The sequence below is a fragment of the Allobosea sp. Root670 genome, from assembly GCF_001429415.1.
GTDB lineage: Bacteria > Pseudomonadota > Alphaproteobacteria > Rhizobiales > Beijerinckiaceae > Allobosea > Allobosea robiniae.
Genome location: NZ_LMJU01000009.1, coordinates 14,805 through 36,466, shown reverse-complemented (window position 1 = coordinate 36,466; position 21,662 = coordinate 14,805). Strand labels below are relative to the sequence as shown.

22 protein-coding genes are annotated in these 21,662 nt (G+C 65.4%); 11 read left to right on the top strand and 11 right to left on the bottom strand.

The window, feature by feature from the left end:
- From ASE61_RS27140 to ASE61_RS09635, 4 genes are all read left to right on the top strand, one after another.
- A partial coding sequence (locus ASE61_RS27140) for a DNA translocase FtsK (RefSeq protein WP_244492782.1) occupies nucleotides 1–200 on the top strand: 200 nt, incomplete at its 5' end.
- Nucleotides 201–389: 189 nt separating this feature from the next.
- Nucleotides 390–1,238: a LolA family protein gene (locus tag ASE61_RS09645; protein WP_061966684.1), complete on the top strand. Its 849-nt coding sequence runs from the start codon at nucleotides 390–392 to the stop codon at nucleotides 1,236–1,238.
- 82 nt (nucleotides 1,239–1,320) lie between these two features.
- On the top strand, nucleotides 1,321–2,136 hold the full coding sequence (gene xth / locus ASE61_RS09640) for an exodeoxyribonuclease III (protein ID WP_061966683.1): 816 nt from the start codon (nucleotides 1,321–1,323) through the stop codon (nucleotides 2,134–2,136).
- Nucleotides 2,137–2,255: 119 nt separating this feature from the next.
- Nucleotides 2,256–3,173: an EamA family transporter gene (locus ASE61_RS09635; protein WP_244492781.1), complete on the top strand. Its 918-nt coding sequence runs from the start codon at nucleotides 2,256–2,258 to the stop codon at nucleotides 3,171–3,173.
- A 9-nt stretch (nucleotides 3,174–3,182) separates the two neighbouring features.
- On the opposite strand, the gene ASE61_RS09630 is transcribed toward ASE61_RS09635, so the two are convergent.
- Nucleotides 3,183–3,647 (bottom strand): cyclic nucleotide-binding domain-containing protein, encoded by a 465-nt coding sequence (locus ASE61_RS09630; RefSeq protein WP_061966681.1) that lies wholly within the window; start codon nucleotides 3,645–3,647, stop codon nucleotides 3,183–3,185.
- A gap of 3 nt (nucleotides 3,648–3,650) precedes the next feature.
- Nucleotides 3,651–4,337 carry a response regulator transcription factor gene (locus tag ASE61_RS09625; RefSeq protein ID WP_061966680.1) on the bottom strand — a complete coding sequence of 229 codons (687 nt, stop codon included), beginning with the start codon at nucleotides 4,335–4,337 and terminating at the stop codon, nucleotides 3,651–3,653.
- An 81-nt stretch (nucleotides 4,338–4,418) separates the two neighbouring features.
- On the opposite strand from ASE61_RS09625, the gene ASE61_RS09620 reads away from it, so the two are divergent.
- Nucleotides 4,419–4,985 carry a L,D-transpeptidase family protein gene (locus ASE61_RS09620; protein ID WP_061966679.1) on the top strand — a complete coding sequence of 189 codons (567 nt, stop codon included), beginning with the start codon at nucleotides 4,419–4,421 and terminating at the stop codon, nucleotides 4,983–4,985.
- 104 nt (nucleotides 4,986–5,089) lie between these two features.
- Nucleotides 5,090–5,470 carry a glyoxalase superfamily protein gene (locus ASE61_RS09615; protein ID WP_061966678.1) on the top strand — a complete coding sequence of 127 codons (381 nt, stop codon included), beginning with the start codon at nucleotides 5,090–5,092 and terminating at the stop codon, nucleotides 5,468–5,470.
- Here the strand turns inward: ASE61_RS09615 and ASE61_RS09610 are convergent.
- Entirely contained in the window at nucleotides 5,467–6,132 is a 666-nt protein-coding gene (locus tag ASE61_RS09610; RefSeq protein WP_061966677.1) for a YggS family pyridoxal phosphate-dependent enzyme, read from the bottom strand. The genes ASE61_RS09615 and ASE61_RS09610 overlap by 4 nt on opposite strands.
- Before the next feature lie 153 nt (nucleotides 6,133–6,285).
- Between ASE61_RS09610 and leuS the strand changes: the two genes are divergently transcribed.
- Genes leuS through holA form a run of 3 tightly spaced genes read left to right on the top strand, consistent with a single transcriptional unit; the run spans nucleotide 6,286 to nucleotide 10,465 of the window.
- The gene (gene leuS, locus ASE61_RS09605) at nucleotides 6,286–8,910 is read left to right on the top strand and encodes a leucine--tRNA ligase (RefSeq protein WP_061966676.1); all 2,625 of its coding nucleotides are present in this window, start codon (nucleotides 6,286–6,288) and stop codon (nucleotides 8,908–8,910) included.
- On the top strand, nucleotides 8,897–9,430 hold the full coding sequence (lptE, locus tag ASE61_RS09600; protein WP_061966675.1) for an LPS assembly lipoprotein LptE: 534 nt from the start codon (nucleotides 8,897–8,899) through the stop codon (nucleotides 9,428–9,430). The genes leuS and lptE overlap by 14 nt, the downstream gene beginning before the upstream one ends.
- 6 nt (nucleotides 9,431–9,436) lie before the next feature.
- Nucleotides 9,437–10,465, top strand: a complete 1,029-nt coding sequence (holA, locus tag ASE61_RS09595; protein WP_061966674.1) for a DNA polymerase III subunit delta — start codon at nucleotides 9,437–9,439, stop codon at nucleotides 10,463–10,465.
- Between the two features lies 1 nt (nucleotide 10,466).
- Here holA and ASE61_RS09590 read toward each other — a convergent pair whose 3' ends face one another.
- From ASE61_RS09590 to hemE, 8 genes are all read right to left on the bottom strand, one after another.
- The gene (locus ASE61_RS09590; protein ID WP_185745135.1) at nucleotides 10,467–11,348 is read right to left on the bottom strand and encodes a ParB/RepB/Spo0J family partition protein; all 882 of its coding nucleotides are present in this window, start codon (nucleotides 11,346–11,348) and stop codon (nucleotides 10,467–10,469) included.
- Nucleotides 11,349–11,379: 31 nt separating this feature from the next.
- Nucleotides 11,380–12,210, bottom strand: a complete 831-nt coding sequence (locus ASE61_RS09585; RefSeq protein ID WP_061966672.1) for a ParA family protein — start codon at nucleotides 12,208–12,210, stop codon at nucleotides 11,380–11,382.
- Entirely contained in the window at nucleotides 12,207–12,854 is a 648-nt protein-coding gene (gene rsmG, locus ASE61_RS09580) for a 16S rRNA (guanine(527)-N(7))-methyltransferase RsmG (RefSeq protein ID WP_061966671.1), read from the bottom strand. The genes ASE61_RS09585 and rsmG overlap by 4 nt, the downstream gene beginning before the upstream one ends.
- The gene (gene mnmG, locus ASE61_RS09575) at nucleotides 12,851–14,737 is read right to left on the bottom strand and encodes a tRNA uridine-5-carboxymethylaminomethyl(34) synthesis enzyme MnmG (RefSeq protein WP_061966670.1); all 1,887 of its coding nucleotides are present in this window, start codon (nucleotides 14,735–14,737) and stop codon (nucleotides 12,851–12,853) included. The genes rsmG and mnmG overlap by 4 nt, the downstream gene beginning before the upstream one ends.
- A 75-nt stretch (nucleotides 14,738–14,812) precedes the next feature.
- Nucleotides 14,813–16,111, bottom strand: a complete 1,299-nt coding sequence (mnmE, locus tag ASE61_RS09570) for a tRNA uridine-5-carboxymethylaminomethyl(34) synthesis GTPase MnmE (RefSeq protein WP_200959621.1) — start codon at nucleotides 16,109–16,111, stop codon at nucleotides 14,813–14,815.
- Nucleotides 16,112–16,779: 668 nt separating this feature from the next.
- A complete protein-coding gene (gene rho, locus ASE61_RS09565; protein WP_061966668.1) occupies nucleotides 16,780–18,045 on the bottom strand; it encodes a transcription termination factor Rho in 1,266 nt (421 codons plus the stop codon).
- Nucleotides 18,046–18,270: 225 nt separating this feature from the next.
- The gene (gene hemJ / locus ASE61_RS09560) at nucleotides 18,271–18,693 is read right to left on the bottom strand and encodes a protoporphyrinogen oxidase HemJ (protein WP_061966667.1); all 423 of its coding nucleotides are present in this window, start codon (nucleotides 18,691–18,693) and stop codon (nucleotides 18,271–18,273) included.
- An 11-nt stretch (nucleotides 18,694–18,704) separates the two neighbouring features.
- Nucleotides 18,705–19,739: a uroporphyrinogen decarboxylase gene (hemE, locus tag ASE61_RS09555; protein ID WP_061966666.1), complete on the bottom strand. Its 1,035-nt coding sequence runs from the start codon at nucleotides 19,737–19,739 to the stop codon at nucleotides 18,705–18,707.
- A 469-nt stretch (nucleotides 19,740–20,208) separates the two neighbouring features.
- On the opposite strand from hemE, the gene ASE61_RS09550 reads away from it, so the two are divergent.
- Nucleotides 20,209–21,039 (top strand): pyruvate, water dikinase regulatory protein, encoded by an 831-nt coding sequence (locus tag ASE61_RS09550; RefSeq protein ID WP_061966665.1) that lies wholly within the window; start codon nucleotides 20,209–20,211, stop codon nucleotides 21,037–21,039.
- A complete protein-coding gene (locus tag ASE61_RS09545) occupies nucleotides 21,036–21,662 on the top strand; it encodes a Maf family protein (RefSeq protein ID WP_061966664.1) in 627 nt (208 codons plus the stop codon). Before ASE61_RS09550 ends, ASE61_RS09545 begins: the two co-directional genes overlap by 4 nt.

Here is a 21,662-nt window from a genome sequence, read left to right as displayed (position 1 = left end):
ACCCCTACGAGCAGGCTGTGGCGGTCGTGCTGCGGGACAAGAAGGCCTCGACCTCCTATATCCAGCGCCGCCTCCAGATCGGCTACAACCGCGCCGCCTCCATCATGGAGCGCATGGAGAACGAGGGCATCGTCGGTCCCGCTAACCACGCTGGGAAACGCGAAATTCTCGTCGAGAGCCAGAATCAGCACGACGAATGAGGCTTGCGAGGGCCGCCCGCCCTTGCAGGCACCGGCGCCAGTCCTCAAATTGCCATGACGATGCTGCAACCTCCGCAGTAGACCAGACGTTGGAATAGGCAGATGAGGTCGGGAACGGCCTCGACTCCCGCACCAGCGATCGTTCAGGCTTTCGGCAGGGATGGCCGCGGCACAAGGAATGGAGCAGCCTTGCTCGACAGATTGACCCCGGCCGTTCGAGCTTCGGTCCTGCTGACGATGATCGTCGGCGGCGCGCTGGCGGCTGCCCCGCTGGCGGCCCAGCCGCTTCAGCTTCAGCCGCCGAAGCCCGCGGCCACGAAACCAGCCGCGCCGCGCCTTGTGCTGCCACCACCCCGGCCGCCGGGGCTCGGTCAGGCGCGCGGCGCCGCGACGGAAGCCCCTGCGGTTCAGGCTGTGGCATCGAACGCGCCTGCAACCGCGGCCCCCGCAGCCGAGGCGGCCAAGCCGGCCGCCGCGCCCGCCAAAGGCAGGCAAGCCGCTCCCGCGACGCAGGAAGAGGCCGTCGAGCGGCTGAACGCCTATCTCAACAGCTTCACCACCTTGCAGGGCAACTTCATCCAGCACGCCTCCAACGGGCGGCGCCTGGAGGGGCGCATCTATATCCAGCGCCCCGGCAAGATGCGCTTCGAATACGAGCCGCCGACGACCACGGAGGTGATCGCGGACGGCACCTCCGTCGCCATCCGCGACAAGCGCCTCGCGACGCAGGACATCTACTCGATCGGCCAGACGCCGTTGAAGTTCCTCGTGCGCGAGAAGATGGACCTGGCGCGCGAAGGTACGCTCAAGGGCGCCAGCGTCGATGGCGACCTACTCACGGTCCGGCTGGAGGACCGTTCGACGCTGGGCGGCACCTCCAAGATCACGCTGAAATTCGACCTCGTCGCCAACGAGCTCAGGCAATGGGTCGTCGTCGACCCGCAGGGCTACGAGACGTCGATCTCGCTTTACAATCTCGACACCCGCCGCCGGCCCGATCCGCAGAATTTCGTGATCGACTACCAGCGCAAGCTCTGACGGCGCTAGGCAAGCTGAAAACGGCTTGCCTTTTGGGCTCGGGCGACCCAGTTTCCGGCCTCCTCACCGCCGGAATCCTCGCGTGCAACTCACCGTCACCAGCTGGAACATCAATTCCGTCCGCCTGCGCATCGGCATGGTCGGCGAGTACCTCGCCACCTACGCCCCCGACGTGCTCTGCCTGCAAGAAACAAAGACGCCGGACGAGCAGTTCCCGGCCAAGGCCTTCCACCAGTTCGGCTATGTCCACCAGGCCTTCATCGGCCAGAAGGGCTATAACGGCGTCGCCATCGTCTCGAAATTGCCCTTCAGCGAGAAGGAGGCGATGTCGATGTGCGGCCGCAACGACGCCCGACACATGACGGTGACGCTCGACAAGCCGGCCGGCCCCGCCGCCGGCATCGCCATCCATAATTTCTACATCCCCGCCGGCGGCGACATCCCCGACCCCGCGAAGAACGACAAATTCGCCCACAAGCTCGCCTTCCTCGACGAGATCGGCACCTGGGGCGTGACGAAGAAGCCGACCGACCGGCCCGCGATCCTGGTCGGCGACCTCAACATCGCGCCCTATGAGCACGATGTCTGGAGCCACAAGCAGCTCCTGGACGTGGTCAGTCACACGCCCGTAGAGACGACGACGCTGGAGAAGTTGCGCAGCGAGCTCGGCTGGACCGACGCGGCGCGTACGCTGCGCCCCGAGCCTGAAAAGCTCTATTCCTGGTGGAGCTACCGCGCGCAGGACTGGGCAGCCTCCAACAAGGGCCGGCGGCTCGATCATATCTGGCTCTCGGACGCGCTGAAGCCGGCTTTGCGCGACCTCACCTTCCTGCGCGAGGCCCGCGGCTGGGAACGCCCCTCCGACCATGTCCCGGTCACGGTGACGCTGGAACTCTGAGGGGCTCCTACCGCGGCTTTCCATGTCGCGCGGGCCCCTCAGCCATGCCGGCCCGCCCTAACGACGGGGTCGTTCCGCATGTTACTGGCCTTCGCGAAACGTCAGGCGAAGCCAGTCCCGTGCAGCCAGCTCTCCCCACGACACTCTCATTCCGAGACGCGCTGCTCACGCTGGCGGTGATGGTCGTCTGGGGCACGAATTTCGTCGTCATCCATATCGGCGTCGAGCATTTCCCGCCGCTGCTCTTCGCCGCCTTGCGCTTCACCTTTGCGCTGCTGCCGGCGGTGTTCTTCCTCAAGCGGCCGGACGCGCCCTGGAGCAAGCTCGCCGCCTATGGCGTGCTGATCGGCGCCGGCCAGTTCGGCCTGCTCTTCTTCGCGATCAAGGGTTCTATCGCGCCGGGCCTGGCTTCGCTGGTGGTGCAGTCGCAACCCTTCTTCACGATCCTGCTGGCAGCCGCGATCACGCATGAGCGCGTGCAGCCCTTCCAGATCGCCGGCCTCCTCCTCGCCGGTGTCGGAATCGGCGTCATCCTCTGGCACACCGACGGCTCGACCACGCCGCTCGGCATCATCCTGGTACTCGGCGCGGCCGTTTGCTGGGCAGCCGGCAACATCGTCGCGCGCAGCACGCCCAAGGTCGACATGCTCGCCTATGTCGTCTGGACCAGCCTGTTCGCGATCCCGCCGCTGGTCGCGCTGTCCTTGATGATCGAGGGCTGGCCGGCGATCCGCGACGGTCTCACCCATGCTCCCGCCGTCGCCTGGGCCGCGGCGATCTGGCAGGCGGTCGGCAACGTCATGTTCGGCTATGCGGTCTGGGGCTGGCTGCTCTCGCGCTATGCCGCCGCAACCGTCGCGCCGACGGCTTTGCTTGTGCCGGTCTTCGGCATGGGCGCCGCGGCGATCTGGCTCGGGGAGCCTCTGCCCGGCTGGAAGTTCGCCGCAGCCGCGCTCGTCATGTCCGGGCTGTGCATCAACATCCTCTGGCCGCGCTTCGCCGCGATCCGTGCTGCCCGGCATCCGCCATCGTCCTGAGCGGACAGCTTACTTCCGATCGATCGCGCTCAGCGCCTCCTGGACGGCGGAGAGCTCACCGACGAAGCCCCGCAGCCGATCCCCGATCGCAGCAGCGATCGCCTCGGCCGAATCCGGCGATTCGCCGAGCACGCGGCGCATCACGCTGCGCGGCAGCCGCATCACCTGCGTCGGCTCGCGCGCGATCGCCGTGACCTGTCGTGGGACGGAGGTGAAAAGCGCAAGCTCGCCGATCAACGCTCCGGGCCCGACGATCTCGCTCGCCGGCTTCCCATCGTCCTGCATCGTCAGCGCGACGGCACCGGACACCACCAGCACGGCGCCATCCGATGGTTCGCCGGCGCGGAACAAAACGTCGCCGGCGCGCAGGATGCGGCTTTCGGCCGCGAAGGCGAGCAGTCTCAGCGCATCGCGGTCCATCAGGCTCAGCAGCGGCTGCCGGGCCAGCAGGGCCATGTCCTCGTCGAGCGCCATTCGTCAGGGATTCAGCCGGTAACCGCCGGCATCGGTGACCAGCAGCCGGGCATTGCCGGGATCCGGTTCGATCTTCTGGCGCAGCCGGTAGATATGGGTTTCGAGCGTATGGGTCGTCACCTGGCTGTTATAACCCCAGACTTCCTGCAGAAGAACCTCTCGCGCGATCGGCTTGCGGCCGGCGCGGTAGAGGAAGCGCAGGATCGCCGTTTCCTTCTCGGTCAGCTTGGTCTTGGAGCCCTTCTCGCTGACGAGCAGCTTCGATCCCGGGTGAAACGTATAGGGGCCAACCTGAAAAATGGCGTCCTCGCTCGCCTCGTGCTGGCGCAGATGCGCGCGGATGCGCGCCAGCAGCACCGCGAACTTGAACGGCTTGACCACATAGTCGTTGGCGCCGGCCTCGAGCCCGAGCACGGTATCGGCATCGGACCCCTGTGCCGTCAGCATCACGACGGGGCTCTTGAAGCCGTTCTTGCGCATCACCTTGACGGCTTCGCGCCCATCCATGTCGGGCAGGCCGACATCCATCACGGCAAGGTCGACGCGCTCGCCCTGCACGGCCTTGATGGCCGCCGTCGCGTTCTCGGCGGTGGACAGCCGGAACTCCTCGTAGAGGGCCAGCTGCTCGGACAAAGTGTCGCGCAGGGTCTGGTCGTCATCAACGAGCAGGATATGATGGACGGCGGACATGGACGGATCGCTCGGACGGAAGGGTTGCGGCAACATGAGCCTGCTGAGTCGTCATCGCAAGTGAGGCCGCCTGGAATTCCCGTGAGAAACCGCTCGAACCATACAGCCGCGCCGCATGGCGGACCGCGCAACCTGACCTCGCTGCGCGTCTTCGCCTCGGTCCATGACCGGCGCAAGGGCTTCCTCGTTGCCGGCGGCGCGGTCTTCCCCTGCGCGCTCGGCCGCTCCGGCATCGGTACCGTGAAGCGCGAAGGTGATGGCCGCACGCCGCGCACAAATCTGCCGCTGCGCGGCGTTTTTTACCGGGCCGACCGCCTTTCCCGCCCCCGCACCCTGCTGCCGCTGAAGCGGATCGGGCCGCGCGACGCCTGGTGCGACGACCAGAAAGATCGCCGGTACAACCGCCTGATCGACCGCCCGCCCGGCGAAGCCGAGGAGCGCCTGCAGCGCGAGGATCATCTCTATGATGTGATCGTCGAGCTCGGCTGGAACGACCGGCCCGTGCAGCGCGGACGCGGCAGCGCGATCTTCTGGCATCTCGCCCGCGCCGGCTTCACCCCGACCGCCGGCTGCGTCGCCGTCGAGGGCCATGTCTTCGCCAAGCTGCTGCCGCGGCTGGCGCGCCATTGCCGGATCCTGGTGAGGTGAGCTAGGAGAGACGCGGGCACCGTCTCGATCATATCTTCGGATCAGGCAGCTGCGCTCCCGGGCACCGTCCCGCGACGCGGCGCCATCCCAGCCAGAGATTTGCGATGACTGATTCGGTTTCCTCGTTCCGCTTCGGGCGGATTGCCGCCATGCTGCCCGTCGCCGACATGGCCCGCGCCTGCGACTTCTACATCGGCGCCCTGGGCTTCCGGAAAACCTTCGAGAACGGCGACCCCGTCGGCTTCATGATCCTGAAGCGCGACGCCGCCGAACTGCACCTGACGCTCCAGCCCGGCCACAAGGCCGCGCCCTTCAACATCGCGCATATGATGGTCGAGGATATCGACGCGGTGCATGCCGTGATCCGCGCGCGCGGCCTGCGCATCGTCAAGGGCCTGCGCGACAAGGATTACGGCCTGCGGGCCTTCGTCTTCGAAGACCCGGACGGCAACCGCATCGATGTCGGCGAGCCGATGAAGACCTAGCCCCGCGCCCCGAAAATCGCGCTGCCGACGCGCACATAGGTCGCGCCGAGCTGGATCGCCGCCTCGTAATCGGCGCTCATGCCCATCGACAGGCCCTTGAGCCCGTTGCGGGCGGCGATCTTGGCGAGCAGCCCAAAATGCGGCGAGGGCGGCTCGTCCGCCGGTGGAATGCACATCAACCCCTCGATCGCGAGGCCGTGAACCTCGCGGCAGCGGGCGATGAAGGCATCGGTATCGGCCGGTAGCACGCCGCCCTTCTGCGCTTCCTCGCCGGTATTGACCTGGACGAAGAGCCGCGGGGTCTTGCCCACCCGGGCGATCTCGCGTGCGATCTCCTTCGCCAGGCTCTCGCGATCGAGCGACTGGATGACGTCGAAGAGCTCGACCGCCTCGCGTGCCTTGTTCGACTGCAGCGGGCCGATCATGTGCAATTCGGCGTCCGGGAAGCGCTCCTTCAGCGCCGGCCACTTCGCCTTGGCTTCCTGGACATAGTTTTCGCCGAAGATGCGCTGGCCTGCTTCGAGCACCTCGATGATCTGCTCGGCCGGCTTGGTCTTGGAGACCGCGACCAGCGCGGCCGAGCCAACTTCACGCCCGAAATCGCGCTCGGCGCGGCCGATCGCCGCCCGGATCTCAGCCAAACGCGTAACCGTATCGCTCATCTGCCAGCCTCTCATGCCGTGGGCGCCGTTGACCGCGTGCGCGCAATGGTGTCCTAGAGCAGGTTGCAAGATTCCGACATCCGGTTTTTGCATTCAGCCCCTGCGCCGGCCTGCCTCCGGGAGCCGGCAAACCCGCAAGAATTGCCCGCTGACATGGCCGTCGAACGCTACAATCCGAAAGAGTCCGAGCCGAAATGGCGCACCGTCTGGGAGGAGCGCAAGCTTTTCGAGACGAAGAACGACGATACGCGGCCGAGCTACTACGTCCTCGAGATGTTTCCCTATCCGTCGGGCCGCATCCATATGGGCCATGTCCGCAACTACGCGATGGGCGACGTGGTCGCGCGCTACAAGCGCGCCAAGGGCTTTTCGGTGCTGCACCCGATGGGCTGGGACGCTTTCGGCCTGCCGGCCGAGAACGCCGCCAAGCAGAAGAAGGTCCATCCGCGCGAGTGGACCTATGAGAACATCGCGACGATGCGCAAGCAGCTCAAATCGATGGGCCTGTCGCTCGACTGGAGCCGCGAGCTCGCGACCTGCGACCCCAGCTATTATCGCCACCAGCAGAAGATGTTCCTGGACTTCCTGAAGGCCGGGCTGGTCGACCGCAAGACGGCCAAGGTCAACTGGGACCCCGTCGACGAGACCGTGCTGGCGAACGAGCAGGTCATCGACGGCCGCGGCTGGCGCTCCGGCGCATTGGTCGAGATTCGCGAACTGACCCAGTGGTTCTTCAAGATCACCGAATACGGCCAGGAACTGAACGACGCGCTCGACGGCCTGAGCCGCTGGCCCGAAAAGGTCCGGCTGATGCAGAAGAACTGGATCGGCCGCTCGGAAGGTCTGCTGGTTCGTTTCGCTCTCGAATCGAACGGGGCCGGGCAGAACGAGGTCGAAGTCTACACGACCCGCCCGGACACGCTGTTCGGCGCCAAATTCGTCGCCATCGCGCCCGATCACCCGATCGCCAGGTCGATCGCGGCGAAGAGCCCGTCGCTGCAGGCCTTCATCGACGAGTGCAAGCGCACCGGCACGGCGCAGGAAGCGATCGACAAGGCCGAGAAGCTCGGCTTCGACACCGGCCTGCGCGCTGTCCATCCGCTCGATCCGAACTGGACGCTGCCGGTCTATGTCGCGAACTTCGTCCTGATGGAATACGGCACGGGCGCCATCTTCGGCTGCCCGGCGCATGACCAGCGCGACCTCGACTTCGTCAACAGATACGGTCTGGGCAATATTCCGGTTGTCGCGCCCGAAGGCACCGATCCCGCGAGCTTCGTCATCACCGACACCGCCTATGACGGCGACGGCCGCATGATCAATTCCCGCTTCCTCGACGGTCTGACCATCGCGGAAGCCAAGGAAGAGATCGCCCGCCGCCTTGAAGGCGAAACCCGCGGCAACCGTCCGGTCGGCCAGCGCAAGGTCAATTTCCGCCTGCGCGACTGGGGCATCTCGCGCCAGCGCTACTGGGGCTGCCCGATCCCGGTCATCCACTGTTCCGCCTGCGGAACGGTTCCGGTTCCGGATGCCGAGCTACCGGTCACGCTGCCGGACGATGTTTCCTTCGAGAAGCCCGGCAACCCGCTCGACCATCATCCGAGCTGGAAGCATGTCGCCTGTCCGCAATGCGGCAAGGATGCCCGCCGCGAGACGGACACGATGGACACCTTCGTCGATTCGTCCTGGTATTTTGCCCGCTTCACCGATCCGTGGCGCACTGAGAGCCCGACCGACCGCAAGGCGGTGGATCGCTTCCTGCCGGTCGACCAGTATATCGGCGGCGTCGAGCACGCGATCCTGCACCTGCTCTATTCGCGCTTCTTCACCCGCGCGATGAAGAAGACCGGCCATGCCGGCCTCGACGAGCCCTTCGCCGGCCTGTTCACGCAAGGCATGGTCGTGCACGAGACCTATCGTGCCGCCAACGGTGACTGGGTCGAGCCGGGCAATGTCCGCATCGAGGTTTCCGGCAGCGACCGGCGCGGCTTCGACGTCGACACCGGCGCGCCGATCGAGATCGGCTCGATCGAGAAGATGTCGAAGTCCAAGAAGAACGTCGTGGACCCCGACGACATCATCGCCTCCTACGGCGCCGATACCGCCCGCTGGTTCATGCTCTCGGATTCGCCGCCGGATCGCGATGTGATCTGGACGGACGAGGGCGTGCAGGGCGCCGCCCGCTTCGTCCAGCGTCTCTGGCGCATGGTTGCGGAGATCGCGGAGCGCACCGGCGGCAAGGCCGGCAAGCCCGCCGCGATCGGCGACGGCGCGCTGGCGCTGCGCAAGGCAAGCCACCGCGCGCTCGACGCGGTCGGTGCCGATATCGAGCGGCTCGGCTTCAATCGTTGCGTCGCGCATATCTACACGCTGACCAACGCGATCGGTAAGGCGCTGGACGGTGCGGCCGAGAAGCCCGAGCTCGATGCCGATATCGCCTTCGCGCTCCTTGAGGCTGCCACGATCATCACCCAGCTTGTGGCGCCGATGATGCCGCATCTGGCCGAGGAATGCTGGCATGTGCTGGGCCTGCAAGGCCTTGCCGGCGAGGCTTCCTGGCCAGAAGTCGATCCAGCGCTGTTGAAGGATAATCAGCTTACCCTGCCGGTCCAGATCAACGGCAAGAAGCGTGCGGAAGTGACCGTGGCCGCCGATGCCGATACAGTGGCCGTGGAAGCGGCCGTGCGCGCCAGCGAGGCCGTTCAGCGGGCCCTCGAGGGACGTGCGACCCGCAAGATCATCGTGGTTCCCGGGAGAATCGTGAATGTCGTCGTCTGAAGCCGCTCTCTCCCGCCGCTTCCTGCTCGCGGCCGTGCTGACGGTCGCGGGCCTTGCCGGCGGCTGTTTCCAGCCGCTCTATTCCGACTACACCACCAGTACGATGGGCGGCAGCGTCAAGACGGCGCTGCGCGGCATCGAAATTCCGGAGATCAAGGGCCTGATCGGCCATTATTTCCGCAACGAGCTGGTCTACGAGCTCGACGGCAGCGGCGACCCCGATGCCCCGAGAACCTCGAAGCTCGAAGCGTCCGTGGCCGAATCGGTCGAGGTCGTCACGGTCGATTATGCCAATGGCCGCGCCGATTCGGCCGTTCTCGTGGCGACGATTTCCTGGAAGCTCACCCGAAACGGCACCGCCGAGGTCCTCGCCTCCGGCACGAACTCCGTCCGCGTTCCCTATGAGCGGTCCTCGCAGCGCTTCGCCACCGTGCGCGCGGCGCGCGATGCACAGGTTCGCGCGGCGAAGAACCTCGCCACCATCGTCCGGGGCCAGATCGCCGCCGACCTCACTTCCTGACGCGCCATGGTTGCGATCAAGGCGCACGAGGCCGAGCGCAGCCTCGCACGACTCGATCCCGCCTGGCGGCTGATCCTGATCTACGGCCCCGATGCCGGCCTCGTCTCGGAACGTGCGGCAGGCCTCGCCCGGGCCAGCGTCGATGACCCTCAGGACGCTTTCCAGCTCGTCAGGATGGACGGCGACGCTGTCGCTTCCGATCCGCTGAAGCTCGCCGACGAGGCCAACACGATCGGCCTTTTCGGCGGCCGTCGCGCCATCCGCGTATCGCCAACCTCGAAACCATTGCTGCCCGCCCTGGCGCCGCTGCTGGCCACGCCCTCGCAGGATGCGCTGGTCATCGTCGAAGCCGGCGATCTGCAGCGCAACAACCCCGTCCGCACCGCTTGCGAAAAGGCCAAGACGGCACTCGCCGTGCCCTGTTATGGCGATGCAGCGCGCGACCTCGGCTCGATCATCGACGACATGGTCCGCGGGGCCGGCAAGTCGATCGACCGGACGACGCGCGACCACCTGACGGGACTCCTCGGCGGCGACCGCCAGACCTCGCGCCGCGAGATCGAGAAGCTGCTGCTCTATGTCGGCATGGACCCGGCCGTTCAGGTCGAGCATGTCGATGCCATCGTCGGCGACACCGCGCAACGGGAGCAGGCGATGCTGGTCGATGCGGTTTTCGCGGGAAAGCTGCCGGTGCTCGACCTCGCCCAGGCCAAGCTCAGCAGCGAGGGGCTGGACCCGGGCGTGATGCTCGGCGCCGTCCTGCGGCAGGCCATCACGCTGCTGAAGGCCCGCCAGAGCATCGATGCCGGGCGCGGCGTCCGGGATGTCGTCGCGACGATGCGCCTGCCCTATCCGCGTATCGCAACCACGGAAGCCGCGCTGAACGCCTGGACGAGCGCCAAACTGAGCGAGGCCGTCGGTCTGCTGGGCAATGCGGTGCTGGCAACACGACAGAATGCCGAGATGGGTCGGGCCGTCGCGACCCGCGCCCTCTGGACACTGGCCCGGCTCGGGCGTGCCGCTAGAGCGGAGTAGCTCAGGACTTCAAGCGATGGCAGAGCGCGTCGAGCTGTTCGAGCGTCTTGTAGCCGATCTTGACCTCGCCCGCGCCGTTCGCCCGATGCCCGATCGAGACGGATAGGCCGAGCGCCTCCTCCAGCGCCTTCTCCAGGGCCCGCGTATCCGGGTCCTTCACAGCCTTCGGCTTGCTCGGCACGGCACTCTTGGTCTCGCCGCGCGCCTCTTCCTGCACGATACGCTCGATATCGCGAACGCTCAGACCGTCGTCGATGATCTTCTGCGCCATGAATTCCGGATCCGAAACGGACAGGAGCGCACGGGCATGGCCGGCCGACACCGCGCCCTCGCTAACCAACTTGCGCACCGGCTCGGGCAGTTTCGACAGGCGCAGGGTGTTGGCGACATGGCTGCGGCTCTTGCCGATGACGCGCGCCAGGTCGTTCTGCGTATAGTTGAATTCGGCGATCAGCCTCTCATAGCCGGCCGCTTCCTCGATCGCGTTGAGATCCGTGCGCTGCACGTTCTCGACGATGGCGATCTCCAGCGCCTCGCGATCATCGGCCTCGACCAGTATAACCGGAACGTCGTGCAATTCGGCCCGCTGCGCCGCACGCCAACGGCGTTCGCCGGCAATGATCTCGTAAGCGTCCATCATTCCGGGAATGGAACGAACGATGATGGGCTGCAGGATGCCGCGCTCGCGGATCGAGGCTGTCAGGTCGTCCAGATCCACTTCCACGAAATTGCGGCGCGGATTGCGGGCGCTCGGCCGCAGGAATTCGACGGGAACGCGGCGCTGCCCGCGCGCCCGCTCGATCGCCCCGATCTCGTCACCGACATCGCCGATCAGCGCCGCCAGACCGCGGCCAAGGCGGGAACGCCCTTGTTCTTCGGCCATCGCCATCCTCATCAATCTCTAACTTGTAAACTCAGGCCGCAGCCCGCAAAGCGCGCTCGCGCTTGATCACTTCCGAAGCCAGTCGCAGATAGGCCTGCGATCCCGAGCAGCGCAGATCGTAGAGCAGCGCCGGCTTGCCATAGGACGGCGCCTCGGAGATCCGCACATTGCGAGGAATCACGGTCTCATAGACCTTGTCGCCCAGGAAGCTCTTCACATCCGCCATAACCTGACCCGACAGGTTGTTGCGGGGATCGAACATCGTCAGCACGACGCCCTGGATGATCAGGCGCGGATTGAGGCCGGCCTTGACCTGCTCAACCGTCTTGAGCAGCTGGCTCAGGCCTTCCAGCGCGAAGAATTCGCATTGCAGCGGCACCAGCACCGCATCCGAAGCCGTCATCGCGTTGATGGTGATCAAGCTGAGCGAGGGCGGGCAATCGATCAGGATATAGGTCAGGTCCTGGCAGCGCTGGTCGTAGACCAGTTCGTCGATCGCATTCTTGAGGCGATGCGCCCGGTCCTTGGACGAGGCGATCTCGAGCTCAACGCCGAGCAGATCGAGCGTCGAGGGCGCCAGTGACAGGCCGGGAACCGCCGTCGGCTGCAAAGCCTGCCCGAGCCCGACATCACCGCAGAGCACGTCATAGGTCGAGGATTTGCGGTTGCGGCGGTCTACGCCAAGCCCCGTTGAAGCGTTTCCCTGCGGATCGAGATCGACGATCAGCACCTTCTCGCCGATAGCCGCCAAGGCCGTGCCGAGATTGATCGCGGTCGTCGTCTTGCCGACCCCGCCCTTCTGATTCGCGAGCGCGATCACGCGCGGGCGGCGCGGTGTCGTCACGGATGTGAGCTCAGTCATCGATCGGCTCGTCTCTCGGCCGAGCGCACCACCAGGATTCGCGCGGCATCATCAGTCACGGAGGAAACCGTTGTCGCCTGAATCTTCCAATATCTGGCTGAGTCGGTCAATTCCGCATCTAGATGTTGTCCCTTGGGAAAGAGACCGAGCGTGCCGGTTCTCAACAGCTCTTCGCACCAGCCGAGCAATTGGGGCAGGGGCGCCAGCGCGCGGGCCGTCACCACATCGACCTTGCCGGTGAAATCCCCGATCACATCTTCGATACGGGCCGCATGGACCTTGACCGGAGCGCCGGTGATGCGGGCGGCATGGCGCAGAAACGCACATTTCCGGGCATTGCTCTCGACCAGGTCGATCTGGCCCTTGCCCTGCTCGGCCAGGCAAATGCCGATCACCAGCCCCGGAAAACCGCCGCCAGAGCCGAGATCCAGCCAGCGCTCACGCCCCTCGGCCAATCCGAAGATCTGCAGCGAATCCGCGATATGCCGCGTCCAGACCTCGGCGAGCGTCGCCGAGGAGACGAGGTTTTTCGCGGCCTGCCAGCGCCCGAGCTCCGCCACCAGAAGCGCCAGGCGCTCCTCTGTTTCACGTGAAACAGGCGTCAAGCGCAAAGCGCGTTGCCTGTCGTCCTTATCAACAGTCACGTCGAGCCTGTGGAAAACGCAGCGGCACGGCCCTTCCGGGCATGGACCGCCAGCAGGGTCAGGGCGGCCGGCGTCATCCCCTCGATCCGGCACGCCTGGGCCAGGTCGGCGGGGCGCTGGGCCGCCAGCTTGAGCTTCAGTTCGTTCGACAGACCCGAAATCGCATCGAGATCGAGATCGGCCGGAACCTTCAGGGACTGGTCGCGGCGATAGGCCTGGATCTCCGCCGCCTGCCGGTCGAGATAGACGGAATAGACAGCATCCGCCGTTACCCGCGCCACGACCGGAGCGGGATAGTCGGTCAGCTCCGGCCAGACCGAAGACAACTGCTCGAATGTGACATCCGGATAGGACAAGATCTGGTAGGCGCTGCGCCGCGACCCATCGTGATTGAGCTGCAGACCGACAGCTTGCGCCTGCTGCGGCGTCAGCGAGAAGCCTTTCAGCATCTCGCGCAGCGCCGAGATGTCCCGATTGCGCGCTTCGAAAGCCGACTGCCGGGCCGACCCGACGATGCCAAGCTGCAAGCCTAGCGGCGTCAATCGTTCATCGGCATTGTCGACGCGCAAAGACAGGCGGAATTCCGCCCGCGAGGTAAACATTCGATACGGCTCCGTAACGCCATGCGTCACGAGATCGTCGACGAGCACGCCGATATAGGACTGCGTCCGATCGAACACGACCGGCTCCCCAGCACCGGCCCTGCGCGCGGCATTGAGGCCGGCCAGCAAGCCCTGCGCGCCAGCCTCTTCATAGCCCGTCGTGCCGTTGATCTGGCCAGCGAGGAACAGCCCCGCGATCGCTCGCGTCTCCAGCGTATTCTTCAAGGCGCGCGGATCGACGAAATCATACTCGATCGCGTATCCCGGCCGCAGCATCGCGGCTCGATCCAGGCCAGGAATCGTCTTCAGCAGGTCGAGCTGGACGTCTTCGGGAAGCGAAGTCGAAATGCCGTTCGGATAGACCGTGTCGTCGTCGAGCCCCTCGGGTTCGAGGAAGATCTGATGGCCATCGCGGTCCCCGAAGCGCCCGACCTTGTCCTCGATCGACGGACAATAGCGCGGCCCCCGCCCCTCGATCTGGCCGGAGAACATCGGTGCGCGATGCAGATTGGCCCGGATGAGATCGTGGCTCGCCAGCGTCGTGCGCGTGATCCCGCATGAAATCTGCGGATTGGTGATCGCGGTCGTCAGCGCCGAAAACGGCTCGGGCGGCTCATCGCCGGGCTGCATCTCGAGCGCGGCCCAATCGATGCTGCGCCCGTCAAGGCGGGGCGGCGTCCCGGTCTTCAGGCGCCCAAGCGGAAAGTTATGGCGCTCCAGCGTCGCGGAAAGGCCAAGCGAGGGTGCCTCGTCAACGCGCCCGGCCGGAATTCGCTTCTCGCCGATATGGATGAGGCCGCGGAGGAAGGTGCCGGTCGTCAGCACGACCGTTCCGGTTACGAATCGACGACCATCAGCCAGGACCACGCCGACAACGCGGCCAGCTTCCACCTCCAGGTCGAAAACCTCGCCGGCGACGATATCGAGATTGGATTGCGCCGCCAGCAAGTCCTGCACGGCCTGCCGATAGAGCTTGCGATCCGCCTGAGCGCGGGGACCCCGAACAGCCGGGCCCTTCCGGCGATTGAGCATGCGGAACTGGATACCGCCCAGATCGGCGGCCCGCGCCATGATGCCGTCGAGCGCGTCGATCTCGCGAACGAGATGTCCCTTGCCGAGCCCGCCGATGGCGGGGTTGCAGGACATGACGCCGATCGTTTCCGGCTTGTGCGTCACCAGGGCCGTGCGCGCACCGTAGCGCGCCGCAGAGGCGGCGGCTTCGGCTCCGGCATGACCGCCGCCGACGACGATCACGTCGTAATGCTGCCGATGAATTGACATGCGATTTCGCTAGCGAAGCCCGGCGGGCGGGTCAACGACAATCGCGGAAAGCGCCGGCCGATGCTGGCTGCCGCCTCACTTTCCGATGCAGAATCCCGCGAAAAGCCTGTCGAGCACGTCCTCCACGTCGATCCGGCCGACAAGCCGCTCGAGCGCGACGACGGCCACACGGATATCCTCGGCCAGCAATTCTCCCTGTCCGTGGCCCGCCATCACCGCCCGGTCAAGCGCGGCAACCGCGTCGGCGACGGCAATGCGATGGCGTTCGCGGGTCAGGAGGGCTGGCTCGCCCGATCCAAGCCGCTGAAGACGTGTGACGATCTCGGCAAGCAGATCGGTCAAACCCGCACCGGTCTTGACGGAAATCGCCCGTTCCCCGGGCAGAACCGGCCCCGGAAGGTCGGCTTTCGTAGCGATCTGAAGCAATTCGGCCGTGCTCTCGACTCGATACGGCTCCGAATCGACTCCACGCAGCGCGACAACGAGATCCGCTCGCGCAACGAGCGCCCGGGCGCGCCGGACGCCTTCAGCCTCGATCGGATCGGCGCTGTCGCGCAGGCCCGCGGTATCGATCAGGATGACCGGGAGCCCGGCCAGATCCAGCCGCACCTCCAGGATGTCGCGCGTCGTCCCCGCAATCGGCGAGACAATCGCGACGTCGCGCCGGGCCAATGCATTGAGGAGGCTGGACTTGCCGGCATTGGGCGGTCCGGCCAGCACCACGACGAAGCCTTCGCGGACACGCTCGCCCATGGCAAAGCTGCCCAGCGCCACGCGCAGCGAGGCCAGCACCTCCTCCGCCACCGCCAGCGCCTGCTGTTGCAGCGGGCCGGAGACGTCGCCTTCGTCGGAAAAATCCAGTTCGGCCGCGAGAAGGCTCATGGCATCGATCAGCGAATGGCGCCAGCTCGTGGCGAAGCCGCTCAAGGCCCCATCCATCTGGCGCAGCGCCTGCTGGCGCTGCCATTCCGTCTCCGAATCGATCAGGTCTGCCAGGCCCTCGACCGCGGCCAGATCGAGCTTTCCCGCTTCGAAGGCCCGCCGCGTGAACTCTCCGGCTTCGGCCAGCCTCACGCCAGGCAAGGCGGTCAGAATGGCAAGGAGACGCGCCAGGATTGCGCGAGAGCCGTGGACATGAAATTCGGCTACGTCCTCACCGGTAAAGCTGGCAGGTGCGGCGAAGAACAGGATGAGCGCGCTGTCGATCGTATCGCCTGCGGCATCGACCAGTCTTCGCAAGGTCGCGACGCGGGGTTCAGGTATGACCCGTGCAATCGTTTCGAGAACGAATCGAGTCCGGCTACCAGAAACGCGGATCACCGCCACTCCGGCTTTGCCCGGCGCCGATGACAGGGCCACGATCGTGGGATGGATGTCCGAGCCCGTCATTGTTTGTCGAGTTCCTCCGCGCGCCCTGCGGCCGCAGCCGTCATGGACGAGGCCTTCGCCAACATCAAGTCGGCCGCGAAGCACAGGACCTCGCCTCCCGCTCCCGCAATCGGTCTCGCCAGAACCTGAACCCGTCAACACGCAGCGCTCTCGAAGCTGCGTCGACCTCGATCCATATGCCCCAGATCACAGCACTACCGGCACTACCAGCCATCTAGCACTACCGCAGCAGCAAGCGCTTCCCGTCCAGGAAATTCAATATCTTCAATGGGCTAAACCAAATCGGCGGATCGACAATCAGCGGAGCGGTCGCTACAGGTAGTACTGCTTCACACCGATAGCGTCCGACCGCACGAGTGACCGGAGAGCTCGGTCAGCCGGGCGTGCGCTGCTTGCTGCGCGAGACATGGCAGGCCGCCGTTTCGTTGCCGAATCGATGACGGAGCCAGGCTGTGTCCTGCACGAGACTTGCCACCGGTCGAGACGAGGCAGCCGGGCGGCGGGGTCTCAGACCAAACCTCGGACGGCTTCGCGATGCGGCCGGACATCCGGGCGCCAGGTTTGCGGGTAGGCTGAAACAATTTCGCCGCCGCACGACCCTCGTCGGGTCGATACGGCGGCGAATCGAACGCCGAAACCGGTCGTGCCGACGGTCAGGTATTCATCGAATCGAAGAATTCCGAGTTCTGCTTGGTCTGGCGCAGCTTATCCAGGAGGAACTCGATCGCGTCCTGCGGGCCCATCGGATTGAGAATGCGGCGCAGCACATAGGTCTTCTGCAGATCCGAGCGCGGCGTGATGAGCTCTTCCTTGCGGGTGCCGGACTTGATGATGTCGATCGCCGGGAAGATCCGCTTGTCGGCCACCTTGCGGTCGAGAATGATCTCGGAATTGCCGGTGCCCTTGAACTCCTCGAAGATCACTTCGTCCATGCGCGATCCCGTATCGATCAGCGCGGTCGCCACGATCGTCAGCGAACCGCCTTCCTCGATATTGCGGGCCGCACCGAAGAAGCGCTTGGGACGCTGCAGGGCGTTGGCGTCGACACCACCGGTCAGGACCTTGCCGGAAGACGGCACCACGGTGTTGTAGGCGCGGCCGAGGCGGGTGATCGAGTCCAGCAGGATCACGACGTCACGGCCGTGCTCGACCAGGCGCTTGGCCTTCTCGATCACCATCTCCGCGACCTGGACGTGGCGGGAGGCCGGCTCGTCGAAGGTCGAGGAGACGACCTCGCCCTTCACCGAGCGCTGCATGTCCGTGACTTCTTCCGGCCGCTCGTCGATCAGCAGCACGATCAGATAGCACTCGGGATGATTAGTAGTGATCGACTGCGCGATGTTCTGAAGCAGAACCGTCTTACCGGTGCGCGGCGGCGCGACGATCAGCGCACGCTGGCCCTTGCCGATCGGCGCGACGATATCGATGACCCGCGGCGAGAAATCCTTCTTGGTCGGGTCCTGCACTTCGAGCTTCAGGCGCTCGTCCGGATAGAGCGGCGTCAGGTTGTCGAAATGGATCTTGTGCTTGATCTTCTCCGGGTCCTCGAAATTGACCGAGTTGACCTTGAGCAGGGCGAAATAGCGCTCGCCATCCTTCGGCCCGCGGATCGGCCCTTCGACGGTGTCGCCGGTGCGCAGGCCGAATTTCCGGAGCTGCGACGGCGAAACATAGATGTCGTCCGGCCCTGGCAGATAGTTCGAATCGGAGGAGCGCAGGAAGCCGAAGCCGTCCTGCAGGACCTCGACGACGCCCTCGCCCAGGATCTCGGTCTCCCGCGCCGCAAGCTGCTTCAGGATGGCGAACATCAGCTCCTGCTTGCGCATGGTGCTGGCGTTCTCGACCTCGACTTCCTCGGCGAAGGCCAGGAGTTCGGTCGGCGACTTGCTCTTGAGCTCTTGAAGCTTGATTTCCCGCATGGGGCACCCGGATCATGAACGCCCTGCGAACCGGCAGGGGTTGGGATGGTACTGGATTGATCGACTTATCGGTCCTGGCCGGACCTGCGCTTGGGTTGCGCGACATGAGCTGCTGCTAAGGCAGGCGGCTCATGAACAGTCGACAACAAGGGAGGACGCTGGAGAAGCGCAGCGTCCTGATAGCGGGAATCGGCCCGGGGCTCAAGCGGGAAAGCGCGAAAGGCCTCAGAACGGCTTCACGATGACGAGAATGACGATGCCGACCATCAGCAGCGCCGGGATCTCGTTGAGAATGCGGAAATAGCGCGGCGACTTCACATTGCTGTCGTTCGCGAAGTTACGCACGTGCTTCACCAGCACGCCATGGATGCCGGAGAGGATGAAGACGAGCAGCAGCTTGCCGTGCAGCCAGCCACCCTTGAAGCCGAAGGCGGACCAGGCGAGGTAGAGGCCCAGCACCCAGGTGGCGATCATCGCCGGGTTGATGATGCCCTTGAGCAGCCGGCGCTCCATGATCTTGAAGGTCTCGGACTGGATCGAACCGGTCTGCGCCTCCGCGTGATAGACCATCAGCCTTGGCAGATAGAGCATGCCGGCCATCCAGGAGATGACGGCCATGACATGGAAAGCCTTGATCCACTCGTACATTGCCTGAGCCCTCAGCCCCGTACCCGTTTCAGCAAGCGCTCAACATGCGCGATCGGCGTATCCGGCAGAATGCCGTGGCCGAGATTGAAGATGAAGGGCTGATCGCCGAAGGCTGTCAGGATGGCATCCACCTCCCGCTCCAGCGCGTCACCGCCGGCGCGTAGCACCAGCGGATCGAGATGGCCCTGCACCGGAACCCTGGACTGGATCTCATTCCGGGCAAAGGTCCGGTCGATATCGGTTTCGAGGCCGACCGCGTCGACGCCCGTACCTGCGATATAGTCCGGGATCAGGTGCCCGGCCCCGCGCGGAAAGCCGATGATCCGCGCCTGCGGATGCATGGCGCGCACGCCATCGACGATCCGTCGCGTCGGCGCGATGCACCAGCGCCTGAAATCCTCCGGCCCGAGCGCACCCGCCCAGCTGTCGAAGATCTGGACGGCATCGACGCCCGCCGCGATTTGCGCGTTCAGATAAGCGATGGACGAGGTCACGATCCGGTCGATGATCGCCTGAAACAGGGCTGGGTCGCGTTCGAAAAGCTCCTTCGCCGGCGCTTGATCCGGTGTTCCCCGACCGGCCACCATATAGGTCGCCACGGTCCAGGGCGCGCCGCAGAAGCCGATGAAGCCGGTCTCGCGGGGCAGGGCAGCCCGGACCCGGCGAACCGTCTCCGGGATCGAATCCAGCTTGGCCTGATCCGCGACGCGATCGATCTCCGCCAGGCGGGTCGCGTCGGCCACGGGTTCAAGCCGCGGTCCTTCGCCCTCGGCAAACCAGAGTTTCTGGCCGAGCGCCTGCGGCACGAGAAGGATATCCGCGAACAGGATAGCGGCATCGAAGCCGAAGCGCCGGATCGGCTGGAGCGTCACCTCGGCGGCCAGCTCGGGATCGTAGCAAAGCGAGAGAAAGCTGCCGGCCTTGGCCCTGAGCTCGCGGTACTCCGGCAGATAACGCCCGGCCTGGCGCATCAGCCAGACCGGAGGGGTCGGCAGGCTTTCACCGCCGAGCACACGGATCAGGGCAGGGGTCTCGCGTGTCGTCATGCCTGACGGGCCATCCATCCCGCTATTTCTTAAATAAGATTCCTAGAGAGAATCTTTTGTTTTGACTCTTGGAGGCAGGGAGATAGCCCGCCGCAATTCTGTCCACAACCGATCCACAGCCACTGGGACAGCGAGTCGCGGGCCGCGCGGGGCCTCGGTCACCGGTTAAGGCTTTATTAACGAATTGAATTCGGCGGGCAGCTCGCCGTCTTCCAAAATGATTCACGTGAAACACTTTGTTTACCATTCACAGCCGGGCGGCTGTTGATGGTTCGGGCGGGTTATACAGAGCCGCCACTCGGCCTGCGTTTCCTGTTCGGTTGTCCACACTGCTCCCCACGGCCCGGGATAACCCGGTCGTTCCGAAACCGCGGGAGGGAAACGCCAGCTGCGTCAATTCTCGTCGCGGTGATTCCGGTCGCGCTCAAAGCGCGCTAGAGGATAAACACGCTTCAGGCCGGGGGATGCCGTGGTCCGCAATTATTTTCATCTGCATCTGGTCTCGGATGCGACCGGCGAGACGCTGATCGCCGTCAGCCGGGCCGCTGCCGCGCAATATGAAACCGTCTCGGCGATCGAGCATGTCTATCCGCTGGTTCGCTCCGAGGCGCAGCTTGCCCGCGTCCTCGCCGAGATCGAGGCCTCGCCCGGCGTCGTGCTCTACACGCTGGTCGAGCCGGAATGGCAGGAGAAACTGGAGAATTTCTGCCGCGAGCTCGGCTGTCCCTGCCTGTCGGTGCTGCAGCCCGTGCTCTCGCTGTTCCAGTCCTATCTCGGCCAGGCGTCGGCGCCGAAGCCGGGCGCGCAGCATGTGCTCAACACCGAATATTTCCGACGCATCGACGCGATGAACTACACGCTGCTGCATGATGACGGGCAGATGGGCGGCGATCTCGACAATGCCGACGTCATCCTGGTCGGCATCAGCCGGACCTCCAAGACGCCGACGAGCATCTATCTCGCCAATCGCGGCATCAAGACCGCCAATATCCCGCTGGTGCCGAATATCCCGCTGCCACCGGAACTGGAAAGCGCGCGCAAGCCTCTGATCGTCGGCCTGATCGCCAGCGCCGATCGCATAGTCCAGATCCGCCAGAACCGCCTGCTCTCGCTGCGCGCCGATGACGATACCTCCTATGTTGATCCCACAGCCGTCGCCGATGAGGTCACGCAATCGCGCCGTCTCTGCGCCCGCAAGGGCTGGCCGGTGATCGACGTGACGCGCCGTTCGATCGAGGAAACCGCGGCCTCGATTCTCGACCTGCTTCGCGACCACCGCATGAAGTTCATCGCGACATGAGCGCATCGACCAGCCTCTGGCTCGATCCCGAGCCGTTGATTCTCGCCTCCGGCAGCGCGACCCGGCGCGACATGCTCCTGGCCGTCGGTATCCCGGTCGAAGTGGTGAAGCCGGAGATCGACGAGCGCGCCGTCGAGAAACCCCTGGTCGATCGCAGCGTGCCGGCGGATCAGGTTGCGGCCGCTCTCGCCTGTGCCAAGGCGCTGGCTGTCTCCCGCGAACGCCCCGGCCGCCTCGTGCTGGCCGCCGACCAGACCCTGACCTGCGGTGGCATCGCCTTTCACAAGCCGGCAGATTTGGCCGGCGCGGCACGCCAGATCGCAGCGCTCGCTGGCCGGAGCCATGAGCTCCATTCAGCCTTCGTCATCGCGCGAGACGGCGCGCCACTGGCCGAAGGCCTCGAGGCCGCACGCCTGACCATGCGCACACTCCAGCCTGATTTCATCGCGCGCTATCTGACCGTCGCCGGTCCGGCCGCCCTGTCCAGCGTCGGCGGCTATCAGCTCGAAGGGCCCGGCGCCCAGCTCTTCGACAAGGTCGAGGGCGACCATTTCACCATTCTCGGCCTGCCGCTGCTTGCGGTGCTCGCGTCCCTGCGCGATCTCGATTGCCTCGCCGGTTAA